The 18910-nt window shown below is 67.1% G+C and carries 19 protein-coding genes and 1 tRNA gene; 11 read left to right on the top strand and 9 right to left on the bottom strand.

Annotation, left to right across the window (positions count from 1 at the left end; genetic code table 11):
* Positions 1 to 62 precede the first annotated feature (62 nt).
* Positions 63 to 848, bottom strand: a complete 786-nt coding sequence (locus V6M45_RS09740) for an EcsC family protein (RefSeq protein WP_332655910.1) — start codon at positions 846 to 848, stop codon at positions 63 to 65.
* 109 nt (positions 849 to 957) lie between these two features.
* Here V6M45_RS09740 and mdh point away from each other — a divergent pair, with 109 nt between their 5' ends.
* Positions 958 to 1920: a malate dehydrogenase gene (mdh, locus tag V6M45_RS09745; RefSeq protein ID WP_332655912.1), complete on the top strand. Its 963-nt coding sequence runs from the start codon at positions 958 to 960 to the stop codon at positions 1918 to 1920.
* A gap of 230 nt (positions 1921 to 2150) precedes the next feature.
* The gene (gene gyrB, locus V6M45_RS09750; RefSeq protein WP_332655914.1) at positions 2151 to 4589 is read left to right on the top strand and encodes a DNA topoisomerase (ATP-hydrolyzing) subunit B; all 2439 of its coding nucleotides are present in this window, start codon (positions 2151 to 2153) and stop codon (positions 4587 to 4589) included.
* 6 nt (positions 4590 to 4595) lie between these two features.
* Here the strand turns inward: gyrB and V6M45_RS09755 are convergent, their stop codons facing one another.
* A complete protein-coding gene (locus V6M45_RS09755) occupies positions 4596 to 5030 on the bottom strand; it encodes a surface-adhesin E family protein (protein WP_332655916.1) in 435 nt (144 codons plus the stop codon).
* Positions 5031 to 5120: 90 nt separating this feature from the next.
* Positions 5121 to 5197 (bottom strand) — tRNA-Arg (locus tag V6M45_RS09760).
* A 131-nt stretch (positions 5198 to 5328) separates the two neighbouring features.
* Here V6M45_RS09760 and V6M45_RS09765 point away from each other — a divergent pair.
* Positions 5329 to 6615 carry a hypothetical protein gene (locus tag V6M45_RS09765; protein ID WP_332655917.1) on the top strand — a complete coding sequence of 429 codons (1287 nt, stop codon included), beginning with the start codon at positions 5329 to 5331 and terminating at the stop codon, positions 6613 to 6615.
* A gap of 3 nt (positions 6616 to 6618) precedes the next feature.
* On the opposite strand, the gene V6M45_RS09770 is transcribed toward V6M45_RS09765, so the two are convergent.
* Both V6M45_RS09770 and V6M45_RS09775 read right to left on the bottom strand, forming a co-directional pair.
* Positions 6619 to 7401, bottom strand: a complete 783-nt coding sequence (locus V6M45_RS09770; RefSeq protein WP_332655918.1) for an SDR family oxidoreductase — start codon at positions 7399 to 7401, stop codon at positions 6619 to 6621.
* Complete coding sequence (locus V6M45_RS09775; protein ID WP_332655920.1) at positions 7398 to 7700, bottom strand: 4a-hydroxytetrahydrobiopterin dehydratase; 303 nt, start codon at positions 7698 to 7700, stop codon at positions 7398 to 7400. Before V6M45_RS09775 ends, V6M45_RS09770 begins: the two co-directional genes overlap by 4 nt.
* 138 nt (positions 7701 to 7838) lie before the next feature.
* Between V6M45_RS09775 and V6M45_RS09780 the strand changes: the two genes are divergently transcribed.
* From V6M45_RS09780 to V6M45_RS09795, 4 genes are all read left to right on the top strand, one after another.
* Positions 7839 to 8546, top strand: coding sequence for a Crp/Fnr family transcriptional regulator (locus tag V6M45_RS09780; protein ID WP_332655922.1), 708 nt, complete (start codon positions 7839 to 7841; stop codon positions 8544 to 8546).
* Between the two features lie 66 nt (positions 8547 to 8612).
* Complete coding sequence (locus tag V6M45_RS09785; protein WP_332655923.1) at positions 8613 to 9398, top strand: class I SAM-dependent methyltransferase; 786 nt, start codon at positions 8613 to 8615, stop codon at positions 9396 to 9398.
* Positions 9386 to 10984 (top strand): 2-polyprenylphenol 6-hydroxylase, encoded by a 1599-nt coding sequence (gene ubiB, locus V6M45_RS09790; protein WP_332655925.1) that lies wholly within the window; start codon positions 9386 to 9388, stop codon positions 10982 to 10984. Before V6M45_RS09785 ends, ubiB begins: the two co-directional genes overlap by 13 nt.
* Before the next feature lie 21 nt (positions 10985 to 11005).
* Positions 11006 to 11455 carry a hypothetical protein gene (locus tag V6M45_RS09795; RefSeq protein WP_332655927.1) on the top strand — a complete coding sequence of 150 codons (450 nt, stop codon included), beginning with the start codon at positions 11006 to 11008 and terminating at the stop codon, positions 11453 to 11455.
* Positions 11456 to 11458: 3 nt separating this feature from the next.
* On the opposite strand, the gene V6M45_RS09800 is transcribed toward V6M45_RS09795, so the two are convergent.
* Together V6M45_RS09800 and V6M45_RS09805 are read right to left on the bottom strand one after the other, a co-directional pair.
* The gene (locus V6M45_RS09800; RefSeq protein ID WP_332655929.1) at positions 11459 to 12076 is read right to left on the bottom strand and encodes an SOS response-associated peptidase family protein; all 618 of its coding nucleotides are present in this window, start codon (positions 12074 to 12076) and stop codon (positions 11459 to 11461) included.
* A 300-nt stretch (positions 12077 to 12376) separates the two neighbouring features.
* Positions 12377 to 12718, bottom strand: coding sequence for a GIY-YIG nuclease family protein (locus V6M45_RS09805; RefSeq protein WP_332655931.1), 342 nt, complete (start codon positions 12716 to 12718; stop codon positions 12377 to 12379).
* A gap of 931 nt (positions 12719 to 13649) precedes the next feature.
* Here V6M45_RS09805 and V6M45_RS09810 point away from each other — a divergent pair.
* Entirely contained in the window at positions 13650 to 14075 is a 426-nt protein-coding gene (locus V6M45_RS09810; RefSeq protein WP_332655932.1) for a DUF1493 family protein, read from the top strand.
* Positions 14076 to 14343: 268 nt separating this feature from the next.
* On the opposite strand, the gene V6M45_RS09815 is transcribed toward V6M45_RS09810, so the two are convergent.
* Positions 14344 to 14478 carry a hypothetical protein gene (locus V6M45_RS09815; RefSeq protein WP_332655934.1) on the bottom strand — a complete coding sequence of 45 codons (135 nt, stop codon included), beginning with the start codon at positions 14476 to 14478 and terminating at the stop codon, positions 14344 to 14346.
* Between the two features lie 148 nt (positions 14479 to 14626).
* Here V6M45_RS09815 and V6M45_RS09820 point away from each other — a divergent pair, with 148 nt between their 5' ends.
* The 3 genes from V6M45_RS09820 to V6M45_RS09830 all read left to right on the top strand — a co-directional run bounded on the left by V6M45_RS09820 (position 14627) and on the right by V6M45_RS09830 (position 16840).
* Entirely contained in the window at positions 14627 to 15700 is a 1074-nt protein-coding gene (locus V6M45_RS09820) for a type I restriction endonuclease (protein WP_332655936.1), read from the top strand.
* 283 nt (positions 15701 to 15983) lie between these two features.
* The gene (locus V6M45_RS09825) at positions 15984 to 16493 is read left to right on the top strand and encodes a hypothetical protein (protein ID WP_332655938.1); all 510 of its coding nucleotides are present in this window, start codon (positions 15984 to 15986) and stop codon (positions 16491 to 16493) included.
* A complete protein-coding gene (locus V6M45_RS09830) occupies positions 16490 to 16840 on the top strand; it encodes a hypothetical protein (RefSeq protein WP_332655940.1) in 351 nt (116 codons plus the stop codon). The genes V6M45_RS09825 and V6M45_RS09830 overlap by 4 nt, the downstream gene beginning before the upstream one ends.
* 11 nt (positions 16841 to 16851) lie before the next feature.
* On the opposite strand, the gene clpB is transcribed toward V6M45_RS09830, so the two are convergent.
* Positions 16852 to 18910: ATP-dependent chaperone ClpB (gene clpB, locus V6M45_RS09835; protein ID WP_332655942.1), on the bottom strand; the 2059-nt coding region annotated here is incomplete at its 5' end.

Raw genomic sequence — 18910 nt, forward strand, 5'->3', positions numbered from 1 at the left:
AGATAGGCTCCTGCTATTCCGGATTCAAAAACAATCGACTGGTCCTATTTCCAAGCGTGCCTTCAGGGCGCGTCGAACCATCGCATGCGGCAGGCCATCATCGCCGTCTCGCCCAGCCGGTCGACCAGTCGCCAGTTGACCACCGCCCCGATCGGCGCGCCGACGACGGGGATCAGCTGGGCCAGCTTGGCCAGGTCGATGTAGTCCCGGTACTCGATCTGGAAACGCCGCCAGTCGTATTCGGTGATGGCCTCGGGCTGGTCGGCGTCGGCGATCCAGCGCTCCAGCTCCGCCAGGGCCTCGGGCCGTCGCTTCGCGCTGGCGAAGGCGAGGTGGAAGATGTGCAGAAGGAACAGCCGCTCGCGCACCGTGTCCCCGCCCCAGCCATAGGCTCCGATCACGTCGCCCAGCATCCTCACCTTGATCGCCATCAGGGCCGGAAAGTCCGCCGCCGCCAGGACGAAGCCGCCGGCGCCCGCAACTCCGCCCTCGACGCTGGCGGTGTTGCGATACGTCCGGATGAGCGCCCGCGCCCGCAGCTCCCGCGCCGCCAGCGATCCGTCGGTCGCGGGCCGGGTCTGGATCAGGTCCGAGCCGAACAGGATCCCCTTGGTCATCGCCTCGACGCCCGCGGTGATGACGGCGTGCACCCCCTCGGGAATAATCCTGTTGATCCGGTCCTGGGTCCCGCGGGTCGCCCTGTCCCACAGGCCCGGTCGTTTCAGCACCTTCGCCCTCCACGCGGCGACCTCGGCGCGCAGCGTGGTCTCGTCGACGACGGTGGTCAGGTCCGACGGCACGGCGTCGGCGGCGACGAACTCGGGACGGGTTTCGGGCGGGCGGGCCATGGGCGCTCCGGTGACGCGGCGTCACGGTTGCAGGCCCGCGCTCCCGGGTCTAGACCCCGCCCGACCGCGGTTCGCAACCGCAAAGATCCATCCTCCCGGAGACGACACTATGGCTCGCGCGAAGATCGCCCTTATCGGCGCCGGCATGATCGGCGGCACCCTGGCCCACGTCGCGGCGCGCGAAGCGCTGGGCGACGTCATCCTGTTCGACATCGCCGAGGGCACGCCCCAGGGCAAGGCGCTGGACATCGCCGAGGCCACCGCCGTCATCGGTACGGACGTGTCGCTGAAGGGCGCCAACGACTATGCCGATATCGCCGGGGCCGACGTCTGCATCGTCACCGCCGGCGTGCCGCGCAAGCCGGGCATGAGCCGCGACGACCTGATCGGCATCAACCTGAAGGTCATGAAGGCCGTCGGCGAGGGCATCAAACAGCACGCCCCTGACGCCTTCGTCATCTGCATCACCAACCCTCTCGACGCCATGGTCTGGGCCCTGCAGAAATTCTCGGGCCTGCCGAAGGAGAAGGTCGTCGGCATGGCCGGCGTGCTCGACTCGGCCCGTTTCGCCTACTTCCTCGCCGAGAAGACCGGCGTGTCGATCCAGGACATCAATGCCTGGACCCTGGGCGGGCACGGCGACGACATGGTGCCGATGGTGCGCCACTCGACCGTTGGCGGCCTGCCCCTGCCGGACGCGGTCAAGGCCGGCTTCCTGTCGCAGGCCGAGCTGGACGCCATCGTCGATCGCACCCGCAAGGGCGGTGGCGAGATCGTCGCCCTGCTCAAGACTGGCTCGGCCTTCTACGCCCCGGCCGAAAGCGCCATCGCCATGGCCCGCTCCTATCTGCTGGACCAGAAGCGAGTCCTGCCCTGCGCCGTCTGGCTGTCGGGCGAATACGGCCTCAAGGACCTCTACGTCGGCGTGCCGGCCCTGATCGGCGCCGGCGGCGTCGAGAAGGTGATCGAGTTCACCACCAACGACGACGAAAAGGCGATGTTCGCCAAGTCGGTGGAGTCGGTCCAGGGCCTGATTCAGGCCTGCAAGGACATCGACAGCTCGCTGTCCTGACGCCCTGAAGGCGGCGGCCTTCCGGCCGCCGCCGCGGTCGCCCGCGCCCGTCTTCCCGACGCCGCTCGTCGACCCCGGAAAGGCGTCGGTTTCGCTCGCAATTCCCCCGGAAAATCCTATATCTTGGCGGTTCAGGCGCGGATCAGATTCGTCGTCTGGAAACCTGCGATTCCGGGCGGCTCCAGCGTCGCCCTTTCCGGCCCGAACCGGGCGATGATCCGACCGAATATATGACCGACCAGACCCCGACCGCGCGCAACGTCGACACCGCCGAAGAGGCCGCCTACGGCGCCGATTCCATCAAGGTCCTCAAGGGTCTGGACGCGGTGCGCAAACGCCCCGGCATGTACATCGGCGACACCGACGACGGCTCGGGCCTGCATCATATGGTCTATGAGGTGGTCGACAACGCCATCGACGAGGCCCTCGCCGGCCATGCCGACCTGGTCCAGGTCATCCTCAACGCCGACGGCTCGGTCACGGTCACCGACAACGGGCGCGGCATCCCCACCGACATCCACGAGGGCGAGGGCGTCTCGGCGGCTGAGGTCATCATGACCCAGCTGCACGCCGGCGGTAAGTTCGACCAGAATTCCTACAAGGTCTCCGGCGGCCTCCACGGCGTCGGCGTCTCGGTGGTCAACGCGCTCAGCGACTGGCTCCAGCTCGTCATCTACCGCAACGGCAAGCGCCACGAGATGCGGTTCGAGCGCGGCGACACGGTCGAGAGCCTGCGCGTCACCGGCGACGCGCCGCTGCGTGACAACGGCAAGGTGCTGTCCGGCACCGAGGTCACCTTCTTCCCGTCGGTGACGACCTTCTCGCACATCGACTTCGACCTGAAGACGCTGGAGCACCGGCTGCGCGAGCTGGCCTTCCTCAACTCGGGCGTGGTTATCAAGCTGCAGGACCACCGGGGCGCGGAGCCGTTCGAGGAAGTCCTGCACTACGAAGGCGGCGTCGAAGCCTTTGTGCGCCACCTCGACAAGTCCAAGACGCCCCTGCTCAAGGACGTCATCGTCATTCGCGGCAAGAAGGAAGGGATCGAGATCGATCTCGCCCTGTGGTGGAACGACAGCTACCACGAGACCATGCTGTGCTTCACCAACAACATCCCGCAGCGGGATGGGGGCACCCACCTGTCGGCCTTCCGCGCCAGCCTGACCCGCGTCATGGGCGGCTATATCGAAGCGGCCGGCGCCGCGAAGAAGGAAAAAGTCTCGGTCTCGGGCGAGGACGCCCGCGAGGGGCTGACCTGCGTCCTGTCGGTCAAGGTGCCGGACCCCAAATTCAGCTCCCAGACCAAGGACAAGCTGGTCTCCTCCGAGGTCCGTCCGGCCGTCGAGGGGCTGTGCTCCGAAGGCCTGTCGACCTGGTTTGAGGAGCATCCGGTCGAGGCCAAGGCCGTCGTCGCCAAGATCATCGAGGCCGCCGCCGCGCGCGAGGCCGCCCGCAAGGCCCGCGACCTGACCCGCCGCAAGACGGCGATGGAAATCAGCTCCCTGCCCGGCAAGCTGGCCGACTGTCAGGAACGCGACCCGGCCAAGTCCGAACTGTTCATCGTCGAGGGCGACTCCGCCGGCGGCTCCGCCAAACAGGCCCGTAATCGCGAGAACCAGGCGGTGCTTCCGCTGCGGGGCAAGATCCTCAATGTCGAGCGGGCGCGGTTCGACCGGATGCTCAGCTCCGACCTGATTGGCACCCTGATCCTGGCGCTGGGCACCGGCATCGGCCGCGACGACTTCAACGCCGACAAGCTGCGCTACCACAAGATCATCCTGATGGCGGACGCTGACGTCGATGGCGCCCACATCCGGACCCTGCTGCTGACCTTCTTCTACCGGCAGATGCCGGAGCTGATCGAGCGCGGGCACGTCTACATCGCCCAGCCGCCGCTCTACAAAGTCTCCAAGGGCAAGCAGTCGCGCTACCTCAAGGACCAGGCGGAGATGGATTCCTACCTGATCGAGGAAGGCTCGGCCGAGGCCGAGCTGGACCTGCCCAACGGCGAGCGCCGCGTCGGCCTGGACCTGCAGGCGTTGGTGCGTGAGGCCAAGGCCTTCAAGGCTGGCGTCGACCGCCTCAGCCAGCGCGCGCCCGCCTTCGCGGTGGAGCAAGCGGCCCTGGCCGGCCTGTTCGACGAGGAGGCCGCCGATCCGTCGAGGGCCGCCGCCCGCCTGAACCTCTACGCCGAGGAAGGCGATGGCGATTGGGCCGGGGCGCCGGGGGCCCAGGGGGCCGTGGTGTTCGAACGCGTCCGCCGCGCCGTTAGCGAGCGCATCGTTCTGGAAGAGGCCCTGATCCGCTCGCTGGACGCCCGTCGTCTGGCTGAACGCTCGGCCGCCTTCGAAGGCCTGTTCGACAAGCCGGCGGTCTATCGCCGCAAGGACAAGACCGTGACCATCCGGGGACCGCTCGATCTGCTAGAGGCGGTTCTCGAAGCCGGCAAGAAGGGCATCGCCATCCAGCGCTACAAGGGTCTGGGCGAGATGAACCCCGAACAGCTGTGGGAGACCACCCTGGACGCCAACGCCCGGACCCTGCTGAAGGTCTCGGTCGAGCACCAGGAGGACGCTTCAGACCTGTTCGCCAAGCTGATGGGCGACGTGGTCGAGCCGCGCCGGGAGTTCATCCAGGCCAACGCCCTGGACGCCGCCGTCGACGCCTGACGATCGTTACGGCCGCCCGGCCTCGATGAAGGCCTGTATCGACGGCCAGTGCGGCGGCGTGGCCCGCGCGCCGTCGCAGGCGATCTCCTTCAGATAGTTGGGCATGGTGTTCTGGCGCAGCGGCTCCCACGGGGAGCCCTCTTCCGGGTACCGGGCGGCCTCGCTTCCGTCCGGTCCCAGCTCGACCACGCCGGCGGTGCGCCACTGATCGGCGCTGCAGCGGAATTGGTAGGTTTCGATCGAATGGCTCAGGTCGCCGGATTCGCCCTGCCGGGGCACGGTGGCGACCTTGATCGAGGTGATGTCTCCCTCGGTCGTGATGCTGTCCACATCAGCCATGAAGGCGTTGGCGGCGCTACGCGAGAACGCCTGCCACGTCTCGGCTGCGGCCGGCCCTCCCAGCGCCAGTGCGACGACCCCTGCCCAAGCTGCGATTTTCATGGCGACCTCCCCAGATCAACACCGACATGATGCTCCACGCCGTGCGCTTGGCAAGGGGCTGCGTAGGTCGGGACGATCCGGAGGGAAGAATGGCGCACCCGAGAGGATTCGAACCTCTGACCCCTGCCTTCGGAGGGCAGTACTCTATCCAGCTGAGCTACGGGTGCGTCTGGCGGCGAAACGCCGGACGAAGGGCCTTACAGCAGGACCGCCCCGCCCTCAATCCCGAATGCGCAACGGCTTGGCGAAGCCCGCCCTACGCCCTAGCGTGCGACCGCTTACCGATGGGAGGTCCTGAATGCGCGCGATACTGATCAGCCTGCTGTGCCTGTTGGGGGCCTGCGCCTCCGCGCCACGGGCCGCGTCCGACGGCTCCGGCGACAGCCTGGACGGAATCGCCCGTGACTATGTGGCCCTGATCCTCGAGATCGGCGAGCATGAGGAGGGCTATGTTGACGCCTACTACGGGCCGCCCGAATGGGCCGCCGCCGCCGAGGCCAATCCTCGCACCGTGCCCCAGTTGATCCAGGGCGCCGCCACCCTGACCGGCCGGCTGAACGCGGTGTCGACGGCCGGGGCGGATTCCGTCGTGGCCCAGCGCAAGGCCTATCTGTTGGCCCATATTTCTGCGGCGGCTGCGCGGCTGCGCATGCTGTCTGGCGAGAAAATGAACTTCGCCGATGAGGCGGAGGCGCTGTTCGGCGTCCGTCCGGAACTGGCCCCGCTGTCCTCCTACGACCCTGTGCTGGCCGAGATCGACGCCCTGTTGCCGGGCCCCGGATCGCTGGCCGATCGCGTGACCGAGTTCAAATCCCACTACGTCATCCCGAAGGACCGGCTCCAGGTGGTCATGGACGCCGCAATCGCCGAATGCCGCCGCCGCACGGCCCGGCATATCGCCCTGCCGGCCAATGAGAATTTCACCCTCGCCTTCGTCGGCGACAAGCCGTGGTCCGGGTACAATTATTACCAGGGCAATTCGCAGTCGAAGATCGAGATCAACGCCGACTTCCCGATCTACACCGAGCGGGCGATCGATCTGGGTTGCCATGAGGGCTATCCGGGTCACCACGTCTACAACGCCCTGCTGGAGCAGACTTTCGTTCGTGAGCGCGGCTGGGTCGAGATGAGCGTCTATCCGCTGTTTTCGCCGATGTCGTTCGTGGCCGAAGGCAGCGCCAACTACGGCATCGACCTGGCCTTCCCGGACAACGAGGGCACGGATTTCGAGCGCGAAGTTCTGTTCCCCTTGGCCGGCCTCGATCCCTCGACGGCCGAGAAGAAGGCGCAGCTGCAGGCGCTGACCCGCCGCCTGGCGCGGGCCGAGTACACCATCGCCGACGGCTATCTGGCGGGCCGTATCGACCGCGACGCGGCCATCGAACTGCTGATGAAATACAGTCTGGCGGACCGGGCCAAGGCGACGCAGCGGCTGCGTTTCATCGACACCTACCGCAGCTACATCATCAACTACGGCCTCGGTCGAGACGTGGTCCAGGCTTGGGTCGAGCGGCAGGGTCCGAACCGCTGGGACGCGATGGAGACCCTGCTCAGCAGCCAGATTCTGCCGGCCGATATCGACTGACCTTCACTGCGCCAGCATGCCGCCGTCGATCTTGAACTCGGCGCCGGTGACGAATTTGCTCTCGTCCGAGGCGAGGTAGAGGGCGCAATACGCCACGTCGTCGGGCTCGCCGATACGCTTCAGCGGAATGCCGCGCGCCAGTTTCTCGTGCGCCAGTCCCTCGTCGCCGCCGGCCATGGCCACAAACGGGTCGAGGATCGGGGTCTTGATGAACACCGGGTGCACGGAGTTGCAGCGCACGTTCCAGCCCGCCTTGGCCGCCTCGAGCGCGACGGTCTTGGTGTACATCCAGACGGCGGCCTTGGTGGCGTTGTAGGCGCCCATGCCCGGGGCGGCGGCGAGGCCGGCGACCGAGCTGATGTTGATGATCGAGCCCGCGCCCGAGGTCCGCAGGTGGGGCATGGCGTGCTTGCAGCCGAGCATGATCGATTCGACGTTGACCGCCTGGACCCGGCGCCAATTCTCAAGCGTGTCCTGTTCGGCCCAGACGAAATCGCAGCCGATGCCGGCGTTGTTGATGAGGATCGACAAGCCTCCCATGGCGGCCACCGCCTGGTCGATCACCGAGATCCACTGGGCTTCGTCGGTGACGTCATGGGCGAAGGCGAAGGCCATGCCCGGGCATTCGGCGTTGATGGCGGCGGCCAGGGCCCGGGCGCCCTCGAGGTTCATGTCGGTGACTGCGACCCGGGCGCCCTCGCGCGCCAGCATCCACGCCATGGCCTGGCCCAGCCCGCCGGCGGCGCCGGTGATCAGGGCCGCCTTGCCGGAGACCCGGCCGCTCACGCCTTCGCTCCGAGGGCGCTGGCGGTCTCGTCGATGAAGCGGGCCATGTCGAGGTCGCGGCGGGTTACGCCGCCGGCGTCATGCGTGGTCAGCACCACCTCAACCCGGTTGTAGACGTTGAACCATTCCGGATGGTGGTCGACCTTGTCGGCCAGCAGGGCGACGCGGGTCATGAAGCCGAAGGCGGCGTTGAAGTCCGCGAAGACCAGCTTGCGCTCGATGGCCGGCCGGTCGCCTTCATGGGACCGCCACAAAGGCAGGGCCTTCAGCACTTCTTCCACGTCCAGCCGCTCAGCCATGTTTGTCGTCCTTCGTCGTCCGTCCAGAGCCGTATCGCGCGCGCTTCCCTGCCACAAGACGCCAAATTCCGACTCCGGAACGCAGTCGAAAGCTTGAGCGTTACGGGGCGTCGCCTTTCGAACGCGGAGCTCTTGCACATGGACAATCTGTGGATCGCCGCGCTCGACGCCGCCGATCGAAAGCGGATCGAGCCGCACCTGACCGAAAAGCCCTTCAGCCAGGGACAGATGCTGTACGACGCCGGCGAGTCGGTGGACGAGGTCTGGTTCCCGATGAGCGGCGTGGTCTCGCTGATGACCCTCGTCGACGAGGACCGGATGATCGAGACCGCGGCCATCGGACGGGAGGGCTTGGTCGGGGTCACCTGCGGCCCGCTGAACGCCCGCGCCGCCAGCCGCGCGATCGCCCAGGTCGACGGCGTCTCAGCCTGCTGTCCGGCCGATGTGTTCGCCGACGCGCTCAGTCACAGCGAGGGCATGCGGACGGCCCTGTCGAAATTCACCGAAAGCCTGTTCGCCCAGGTGCAACAGGTGGCGGCCTGCAACGCCCAGCACCGGCTGGACGAGCGGCTGGCGCGCTGGCTGCTGACCATTCACGATCGCTCCGACGCCGACCGGTTCGCCCTGACCCAGCTGGACATTGCGGGCATGCTCGGCGTTCGCCGCGCCACCGTGTCGGAGGTGGGCTCCGCGCTTGAGGAGAAGGGGCTGATCCGGCGCGGGCGCGGCTGGGTCGAGGTGCTGGACCGCAAGGCGCTGGAGGGGGCCTCGTGCGGTTGTTACGCCCTGATGCGCGGGGTGATGAAGGATCTGGGCGTGCCGCGGCCCAAGGCGGCGGCCCATTAGCGGGCGGCGGCCCCTGCGGCCAAGCGGATGGATGACGCCGCCGCGGCGAGGCGCTAGACCGCTGGCATGACCGACGCGGCCGCTCCCAACGCTTCCACAGGCAAGACCTCCTCCTTCGGCTTCCGAGATGTCGACGCGAAGGAGAAGGTGCAGATGGTGCGCGGCGTGTTCGACAGCGTGGCGTCGAACTACGACCTGATGAACGACCTGATGAGCGCGGGCGTGCACAGGCTCTGGAAGGACGCGGCGGCGGCGAAGCTGAACCCGCGGCCGGGCGAAACCATCCTCGACGTGGCCGGCGGGACCGGCGACATGGCGCGGCGCTATGCGAAGATGGCGCGGGCGGCGCAGCAGCGGCGGGGGGGCGAGGACGCCTCGGTCATCGTGCTCGACTACAACGCCGAGATGATCATGGCCGGGGTTCAGAAGGGCGGCGAGCCGGAGATGTCGTGGAGCGTCGGCGACGCCATGGCCCTGCCTCTGCCCGACGCCTCGGTGGACGCCTATTCGATCAGCTTCGGCATCCGCAATGTGGCCGACATTCCGCAGGCGCTGGCGGAGGCGCGGCGGGTGCTGAAGCCGGGCGGGCGGTTCCTGTGCCTCGAGTTCTCGCGACCGACGGCCTCGGCGATCCGCAAGGCCTATGACGCCTGGTCCTTCCACGCCATTCCGCGCATCGGCGGCTGGGTGGCGGGCGACCGCGACAGCTACCAGTACCTCGTCGAGAGCATCCGGCGGTTCCCGGATCAGGCGACCTTCAAGGCCATGATCGAGGACGCCGGCTTCAGCCGCGTGACGGTGACCAATCTGTCGGGCGGCGTGGCGGCGATCCATCACGGGTGGGCGATCTGAGCCGCCGGATCGATCCCGCGACCCCGCCGCCGCCGCCGGTCACCGTGCCGGTGCGGCGGCCGGTCGACGCCTTCGTGCGTCTGCTCGGCTGGGGCTGGGTGCTGGTGCGGCACGACGCCCTGCTGCCGCGCGAGATCACGCCTCTGCTGCCGGTGTGGGTGAGGGGGATCGCCCATCTGCTGCACGCCTTCGCCGGACGGGAGAGCCGGGACGGGCGGCCGGGGCAGAGGCTGGGCAAGGCCTTCGAGCATCTGGGGCCGGTGGCCATCAAGCTGGGTCAGGTGCTGGCGACGCGGGCCGACATCTTCGGGGTCGAGTTCGCCCGCGACCTCGGGCGGCTGAAGGACGCGCTGGCGCCCTTCCCGCTGGATCAGGCGCGGCGCGAGGTCGAGCGCTCGCTGGGCCGGCCGGTCGAGGCCCTGTTCACCGACTTCGGCCCGCCGGTGGCCGCCGCCTCGCTGGCGCAGGCGCATCCGGCGTGGCTGGCCGACGGGCGCAAGGTGGCGGTCAAGGTGCTGCGGCCGGGGGTCGAGCGGCGGGTGGCCCAGGGGCTGGATTCGATGCGGCTGGCGGCGCGGCTGGCGGTGCGCTTCGTGGCCCCGGCGCGGCGGCTCGAGCCCTCGGCCTTCGTCGAGACCATCGCCCGGGCGCTGCAGCTGGAGCTGGACATGCGGCTGGAGGCGGCGGCGGCGTCCGAGCTGAAGGACATCATGGACCGGGCCCGCGACCGGGACGGCGGCCACATGACCGCGCCGGCGGTGGTCTGGGACGGGGTCGGCAAGCGGGTGCTGACGCTGGAGTGGGCCCCGGGCCTGCCGATGACCGATCCGGCGGCGGTGGAGCAGCCGGGGCTGGACCGCAACGCCCTGGCCGACAATGTGGTCCAGGCCTTCCTGACCCAGGCGCTGGACTACGGGACGTTCCATGCGGACCTGCACGAGGGCAATCTGTTCTGCCATGCCCCGGCCGAGCTGACGGCGATCGATTTCGGCATCGTCGGGCGGTTGGGCCCGGCGGAGCGGCGCTATCTGGCCGAGATCCTGTGGGGCTTCCTGAGCCGCGACTACGACCGCATCAGCCGGGTCCATTTCGAGGCCGGCTATGTGCCGCCGGAGCATTCGGTCGAGGCCTTCGCCCAGGCGCTGCGGGCGGTGGGGGAGCCGGTCATCGGCAAGGCGGCCAGCCAGGTGTCGATGGGGCGGCTGCTGGGCCAGCTGTTCGAGATCACGGCCCTGTTCGACATGCATCTGCGGCCCGAGCTGATCCTGCTGCAGAAGACCATGGTCTCGGTCGAGGGCGTGGCCAGACGGCTGAACCCGGATCACGACCTGTGGGCCGCGTCCCAGCCGGTGGTGGAGCGCTGGATCCGGCGCGAGCTGGGGCCGCAGGCCCAGGTCCGCGACGCCCTGGAGGAGCTGCGGGCCACGCTGAGGGCCCTGTCGAAACTGGCCCAGAACCCGCCGGAGGCCCGCACCCTGGTCATCCGCGAGACCCGGACCCCGGCCTGGGTGATCGTCGGCGTGACCCTGGCCGTGGCCGCCTCGGCCGCCGCCCTTGTTCTGTCGCTTTGGCCCCTCACTCTCTGAAGTCACTCCGGAGACGACCCCATGAAGCCGCTTCTGCTCGCCGCCGCCGTCCTTCTGCTTTCGCCCGTCGCGGCCCAGGCCCAGGTGGCCGCCGGCTCGGTGCCCAACACCTTCGACAATCCGGGCTCCCGGGCCCAGACGGTCTCGGCGCCCGCTCCCCAGGCGGCGCCCGAGCCGGCCAACGCCGCTTCGGAAGAGACGCTGCGGACGATCATCGCCGAGCTGCAGGCCGGCGAGCTGGACTATGGCCGGATGACCGACGACCTCGCCGCCGCGGTGCGCGAGCAGGAGGCGACGGTGACGCCGATGGTCCAGGGCTTCGGCGCCGTGGTCTCGGTCAGCTTCGCCGGCAGCCGCGACGGCATCGACCTGTTCAACGTCATCTTCGCCGAGGCGGCGACCCAGTGGATGATCGCCCTGACGCCCGAGGGCAAGGTCTCGGCCTTGCTGTTCCGCCCGGCCGAACAGTAGGCCTTACGCTCCGCGCGGCGCGGCCCCGGCGACGAGGGTCCCGGCCGGCGGCGGCGTCAGCAGGTCCTGCGCCGGCCGGCGGTCGAACAGCCAGTCGGCCCAGGCGGCCGGCGGCAGGGGCAGGACGCCGCGATCGTGATACGGCGCCACGTCCGCTCCGGGCGCGGCCGTCAGCAGGGAGAAGGCGTCCGGCTCGCCCTCGGTCCCGGCCCGCCACAGCGCCGCCAGGGCCAGGAACGGCTGGTCGAAGCCGCGCAGGATCCAGCGGGTCTTGGGGTATTTGTCGCCGGTGAACTCATAGAAGCCGGACACGGGCACGAGGGCGCGGCCGCTGCGCTCGCCATTGCCGAAGCTGCGCCCCTCGGAGCGGAAATTGATCACCGGCGGCGGCTTGCCGCCTCCCGGCCGGGCGGGACCGCGAAAGCCGAACCGCATCGGGACCAGCTCGGCGGTGCCGTCGTCCGCCGCGGCGCGGACCGCTTGCGCGAGGTCGGTGGGGCGGACCTCCTCGACCGGCTCGATATTGGGCAGGCCGCGCGGAAAGCGCAGCGGCGCCCCGTGATGATCGAAGGCCTCGACCAGCTGGGTGACCGAGAACCGGGCTTCGTAGGAGGCGCACATTGGGGGAGGATAGCCGGTCGGGGGGCGGGAAGGGAGCGGATGGTTTTACCCGGGTAAAACGGAAAAACACCGTCCGAACCGTCCGAACCGTCCGAACCGTCCACCTCTCGGCGGGGATGCGATTGTCAAAGACCGGGCCCGGCGGGCGGACGCGGGGAGAGTCTGGACCGGTTTTTTCCTCAGGCGGGAAGACAGGGTCTGAAAACGGCCGGGGTGCTGAAAGGGCGGGGGAATTTCGGCTGAGCCGGACTATGTTTCCGCGGATTGTCAGCACAGCGTCATGGGGGGTGGAGGCGAGGATCAGTCCGGCTCTTCTGGCGGGACCCAGTCCGGGTCGTTCTGCGGGAACCAGTCGGCGGCGAGGTCGAGCCAGCCGGGATTGTCCCGCTCAATCAGGGCCAGTTTCCAGTCGCGCAGCCATTTCTTGATCCGCTTCTCGCGCCGGATGGCGGCCGTCACCCAGGTGTGGCGCTCGAACCAGAGCAGGCGGGTGCAGTCGTGTTCGTCGGTGAAGCCGGGGAAGGCGTGGGTCTTGTGCCGCCACGCCCGGGCGACGAGGTTGGAGGACATGCCTACGTAGAGCGTCCCGTTCCGCCCGCTGCCCATGATGTAGGTGGCGATGAAGGTCCGGTGCGTCCCCATGCGGGCAGGGTATGTCCGGCGAGGGCGGGCGTCGACGATCTGCATCCGGAGCGGGGGAGCGGGTGGTGGGTTCTCGCTGAGGTTCTTTTTCCTTTCGTCATCCTCCGGCGAGGCGAAGCCGAGACCGGGGGACCCAGCGGCGCCGAAGGCGACCTGTTCACGCAGGCTGGTTCAGCCGCGGCGCTCCCGACAGGGTCGCGCTCGCGCGCGCCGCTGGGTCCCCCGGTCTGCGCCGCCTCCGGCGGCTTGCCGGAGGATGACGAAAGGGAGGCTAGATCGACACGGGGCGAAAGATGGATTTGGGAGAGATCAAGCTCGCCGCCGGGATACCCTCGGCTGGGTTGGACATCCTGAGCTTGTAGCCCCTCTCCAGCCAGCCAAGCAGTTCCGTCGGATCCCTGACGAATTTGTAGTCTTTCTCGAACCGGGTCCTGGACACGACGTATGAGCCGTCCTCGTGCAGGTGAGGAAAAAGCAGGGTTCCGGTCTTCGGTCCCCGCGAGACGAAAGAATGCAAGTCCACGTCAGCTCCTGAGAATCGTCTTGGACCTATGCCGCGATCCCTCCTTTTCGTCATCCTCCGGCGCGCGTAGCGCGACCGGGGGACCCAGCGGCGCCGAAGGCGATCTGTTCACGCAGGCTGCGTTGAGCCGCGGCGCTCCCGACAGTGTCGCACTCGCGCGCGCCGCTGGGTCCCCCGGTCTGCGCCGCGAAGGCGCGGCTTGCCGGAGGATGACGAAAGGGAGGGAGGGAATGGGCCGGCGGACGCGGCGAAGCCGCCCCCGGACGGTCGACCCTCGCGCTTGAGCGCCAGGACGACGGCTGCGCCGCCGTGCGCTCAAGCCCTCTCCCAATGGGAGAGGGGGGCGGCCCGAGGGCTATCGCACGGCCCGGTGTTGGCGGATGACGGCGTTCGGTCCAGGCTGGCGCCATGAGCGACGCGCGCACGGCGGTTCTGAACTTCATCGAAGATTTCTGGCGCTGGAAGGCGCCGCTCGCGGATGACGCGGACCTGTTCGACGTCCTCGGAATCGAGGGCGACGACGCCGGCGAATTCATGGACGCCTTCGTCGCCCGGTTCGACGTCGAGGCCGGGAACTACCGATGGTATTTCCACCACGGCGAGGAGGGGTGGAGCATCGGCGCCCTGTTCTACAAACCGATCCACCGGCGCTTCGGGCGTATGCCGATCACGGTCGCGGTGTTGACCGAGGCGGTCCGCACGAAGCGCTGGCCGATCGCCTATCCCGACCACATCCTGCCCGCCCGCCGATGGGACATTCTGATCAACCAGTTCTTCGCGGCCGGGGCAGTGATCGGACTGGGGGTCTGGGCGTGGATGCGGTTCACGGGGTAGGCCTCGTCCTTCTCCCCTTGAGGGAGAGGTGGCCCGGAGGGCCGGATGAGGGGGCTGTTTCAGCGCGTTCGCTGCGGGACGGTTAGCGGCTGACCGGAGGCAGCGGTGTCTCACCCCTCATCCGCCCCCTCCGGGGGCACCTTCTCCCTCAAGGGGAGAAGGAACGCGAAGCCGCCCCCGGACGGTCGACCCTCGCGCTTGAGCGCCAGGACGACGGCTGCGCCGCCGTGCGCTCAAGCCCGCTCCCAATGGGAGATGGGAGACGTCGCTATTTTTTCTTGTCGGGCCGCTGGGACAGCGCGGAGCTGGCGGCCGTCTTGGAATCCTTGCCCGTCCGACCGTCTTTCAGCACCTTGGACGCCGCCTTGCCGGCCTTGGAGCCCGTCTGTTCGTTCTTCGCCATGATCGTCTCCTGCCGCACCATGCGGTGGAAAAATGAACGTAGCCGTTGCCAGTTTGTTCCGTCGAGTGTGTTAGTCCACAATCTCGGGTGGACGCGCGCTATCGTTCAAGACAATGATGCGTTCTCAAACGTACCTGGGGAGGGGCGGATGGATTTGGCGTCGCGGCTGGCGGAGCTTCAGCAGAGAACGTTGCAGCACAGAGAAGTGTTGCTGACCGAAGAGGCGGCCAAGAACGCCCTCGTCATGCCGTTCATTCAGGCCATCGGCTACGACGTCTTCAATCCCTCCGAGGTCATCCCGGAATTCTGCGCCGACGTCGGAACCAAGAAGGGCGAAAAGGTCGATTACGCCATCTGCAAGGACGGTAAGGTCACCATTCTGGTCGAGTGCAAGCCGGCCTCGGTGGAGCTCGGCATCAACCACGCCGGCCAGCTGTTCCGTTATTTCAGCGTGACCGAGGCGCGGCTGGCGATCCTGACCAACGGCGTCATCTATCAGTTCTATTCGGACGTCGAACGTCCCAACAAGATGGACGACAAGCCGTTCTTCACCTTCTCGATGGCCGCCCTGAAGGCGGGCGACGTGAAGACCATCGAGGCCTTCTCCAAGGCCACCTTCGACATCGAGCGCATCGTCAAGGAAGCCGGAAATCTCAAGCTTCAGTCGCTGATCCGCAAGGAGCTGGAACACGAGTTCGCCGAGCCCTCGGACGAGTTCGTCAGCCTGCTGGCCAAGCGGGTGCACGATGGCCGGGTCACCTCGGCGGTGAAGGATAATTTCGCCAAGCTGGTGGTCGCGTCCATCGCCTCGCTGGTGCGGGACCTCGTCAACGACCGGCTTTCTTCAGCCCTCAACGCCTCTTCGCCCAAGAGCGACGGCGATGCGGGCGGAGCTGCCGATGTGGAAGACATCGGAATCTCCACGACGGCCGAGGAAATCTCCGGCTTTCACATCGTCCAGGCCATCGCCTCGCGCCACGTCGATCCCAAGCGGGTCATCATGCGGGACGCCAAATCCTATTGCGCCATCCTGCTGGACGACAACAACCGGCGGACGCTGGCGCGGCTGCATTTCAACGGCATCACGACGAAATACCTCGGCACCTTCAAGGCCAAGGACGAGGAGCGGCACCTGCTCGGCGACCTGACGGACATCTACAAGTTCGAGAAGCAGATCAGCGCGCGGATCGCGGAGCTGGAGAGCGGGAAGGGGGAGGGATAGCATCCTCCCTTTCGTCATCCCGGGGCAAGCGGCGCAGTCGCCCAGACCCAAGGAAGATGAAAGGGGGGTGGGCGGGAATTGTGCATCTCAATCCAGCGCGGCTAGTCGCTCTTGAAAGTTGAGGTGAGTCGCGTGTTCCTAGCCCCGACGGAAAAGCGCAGGAATCCTTATGGCACATCGGAAACCCCGTCCGTGGCGACTCTACTGGGTCAGCTCTGACGGTCTAGAGGATTGCTTCGTAGTCGCAAAGAACGCCCGTAGTGCTCGCTCTGTCGAGTATCACATGAACGGCTTCGACTTCGACGAAGTCGAAGCTGACTATATCCAGGAAGTGCCTGACGAAGTCGCAAGGCGATATATTCGAAACCTGAAGCCAAAGGACCGAAGATGGCCTTGGTACGTTTACGGCCGGGCCTTTTTTGAAGGCTTGGGAGCAGATTTCCGCACGATTGGCGGCAAGCAGGAGATGCTCCTCGGTGACGTCGTTTATGAGGTAACGGAGTTTATCCCGTGCGGCATAGAGCGGATGCGATCTATAGGCAGAAAAGCAACCGATGAGCTAAAGGCTATGGATTCTGGTGAAGGTCGGATTGAGTACGACGAAGACGACGAATGGTTTGGTCCCGACGTTCACCTTATTACCATGATCGGGATGTGTCTGGTTAGATGCCAGCAGATCGAGCATTATATATGTGAATCATTTATACTTGGAATCTCGAAGAAGCAGAAGAAAAAATATAATACTATAAACGACCTGAGAGATGGTTGGAGAAAAAGACTCTCGGAGGAATGATCGCGAGCATCAAAGAGGCTTGGGAGATAGATCCCGTTCTGAATGAGGGCCTGCAATTATTCCTCGATATGCGAAACCAGCTCGTTCACGGGCTAACAACGAGTGATAGATGTGATATCAAGACGGACTGGGGTCAGAGAGAGCTGATAGTATTTTTGATGTTATTCGATATTGTCTCAAAGACAATAAAATCCGCCTTTAAGTCAAGTTATTTTGCGAGCATAGAGTTCGGCATAGAGCATTTCGGAATATCATCCGATATACCTGCTGACTTGATCGATTACATTCGTGAGCAAGACAAATCGCTCTTCGTATCAACGTTCACGCCGATAGACGGGGCGATATGATCGCCCCGTCCTTAATGCACCCGCGCCTTCCCGATCTCCAGCCCGCCTTCCCCGGCTGACACGCCAATCACCGACCCGTCCTCGATCTCCCCCGCCAGCAGTTTGCGCGCGATCGGGTCGACCAGTTCCTTCTGGATGACGCGCTTCAAAGGCCGCGCCCCGTAGACCGGGTCGTAGCCCTTGTCGGCGAGCCAGGCGGCGGCGGTGTCGTCGAGGGCCAGGGTCAGCCGGCGGTCGGCCAGCAGCTTTTCGAACCGGCCCAGCTGGATGCGGACGATGCCGGCCATCTGGCCGCGACCGAGGCGGCGGAACAGGATGATCTCGTCGATGCGGTTGAGGAACTCCGGGCGGAAATGGGCGCGGACCTGGTCCATGACGTAGGGGCGCACCGCCTCGACGTCGTCGCCTTCGGACTGGCCGGCGAGGGCCTCGGAGCCGAGGTTGCTGGTCATGATGATCAGGGTGTTCTTGAAATCGATCACCCGGCCCTGGCCGTCGGTCAGGCGGCCGTCGTCGAGCACCTGCAGCAGGACGTTGAAGACGTCGGGGTGGGCCTTTTCGACCTCGTCGAACAGCACGACCTGATAGGGGCGGCGGCGCACCGCCTCGGTCAGGGCGCCGCCCTCGTCATAGCCGACATAGCCGGGAGGGGCGCCGATCAGGCGGCTGACGCTGTGCTTCTCCATGTATTCCGACATGTCCATCCGGGTGATGGCGGCCTCGTCGTCGAACAGGAATTCGGCCAGCGCCTTGGTCAGCTCGGTCTTGCCGACGCCGGTGGGGCCGAGGAAGAGGAAGCTGCCCAGCGGGCGGTTGGGGTCATTGAGGCCGGCGCGGGCGCGGCGCACGGCGTCGGCGACGGCGGCGAGGGCCTCGTCCTGGCCGACCACGCGGCGGGCGAGGGCCTCCTCCATGGTCAGCAGCTTCTCGCGCTCGCCCTCCAGCATCTTGTCGACCGGGACGCCCGTCCAGCGGGAGACGACCTGGGCGATCTGTTCGGCGTCGACGACCTCGGGGGTCAGGGGGCCGGACTTGTCGGTTTCGTTGGCCTCGGCCTCGGCCAGCTGTTTCTCGATCTGGGGGATCTGGCCGTAGGCGATCTCGGAGGCGCGGCCGAGGTCGCCGGCGCGCTGGGCGTTGGCCAGTTCGGCGCGCAGGCGGTCGAGGGTTTCGCGCAGCTGGGCGCCCTGGCCGACCTTGTCCTTCTCGGCCTTCCAGCGGGCGGTCAGGTCGTCGGACTGGGCGTCGAGTTCGGCGATCTCGTCCTCGAGCTTTTCGAGCCGGGCGACGGAGGCCTTGTCGGTCTCCTTCTTCAGGGCCTCGCGCTCGATCTTGAGCTGGACGGCGCGGCGGTCGATCTCGTCGAGGGCCTCGGGCTTGGAGTCGACGGCCATGCGCACGCGGCTGGCGGCCTCGTCGATCAGGTCGATGGCCTTGTCGGGCAGGAAGCGGTCGGTGATGTAGCGGTTCGACAGGGTGGCGGCGGCGACGATGGCGCCGTCGGCGATGCGGACCCCGTGGTGGACCTCGTACTTCTCTTTCAGTCCACGGAGGATCGAGACGGTGTCCTCGACGCTGGGCTCCTCGACGAAGACCGGCTGGAAGCGGCGGGCGAGGGCGGCGTCCTTTTCGACGTGCTTGCGGTACTCGTCGAGGGTGGTGGCGCCGACGCAGTGCAGCTCGCCGCGGGCGAGGGCGGGCTTGAGCAGGTTGGAGGCGTCCATGGCCCCGTCGCCCTTGCCGGCCCCGACGAGGGTGTGCATCTCGTCGATGAACAGGATGATCTGGCCCTCGGCGCCGCCGACCTCGTTGAGCACGGCCTTGAGCCGCTCCTCGAACTCGCCGCGGTATTTGGCCCCGGCGATCAGGGAGCCCATGTCGAGGGCCATGACCTTCTTGTCCTTGAGGCTCTCGGGCACGTCGCCGTTGACGATGCGCAGGGCCAGGCCCTCGACGATGGCGGTCTTGCCGACGCCGGGCTCGCCGATCAGGACGGGGTTGTTCTTGGTGCGGCGGGCGAGGACCTGGATGGTGCGGCGGATCTCCTCGTCGCGGCCGATGACGGGGTCG

Origin of the sequence: Brevundimonas sp. (assembly GCF_036676055.1) — a bacterium.
Lineage (GTDB): Bacteria > Pseudomonadota > Alphaproteobacteria > Caulobacterales > Caulobacteraceae > Brevundimonas.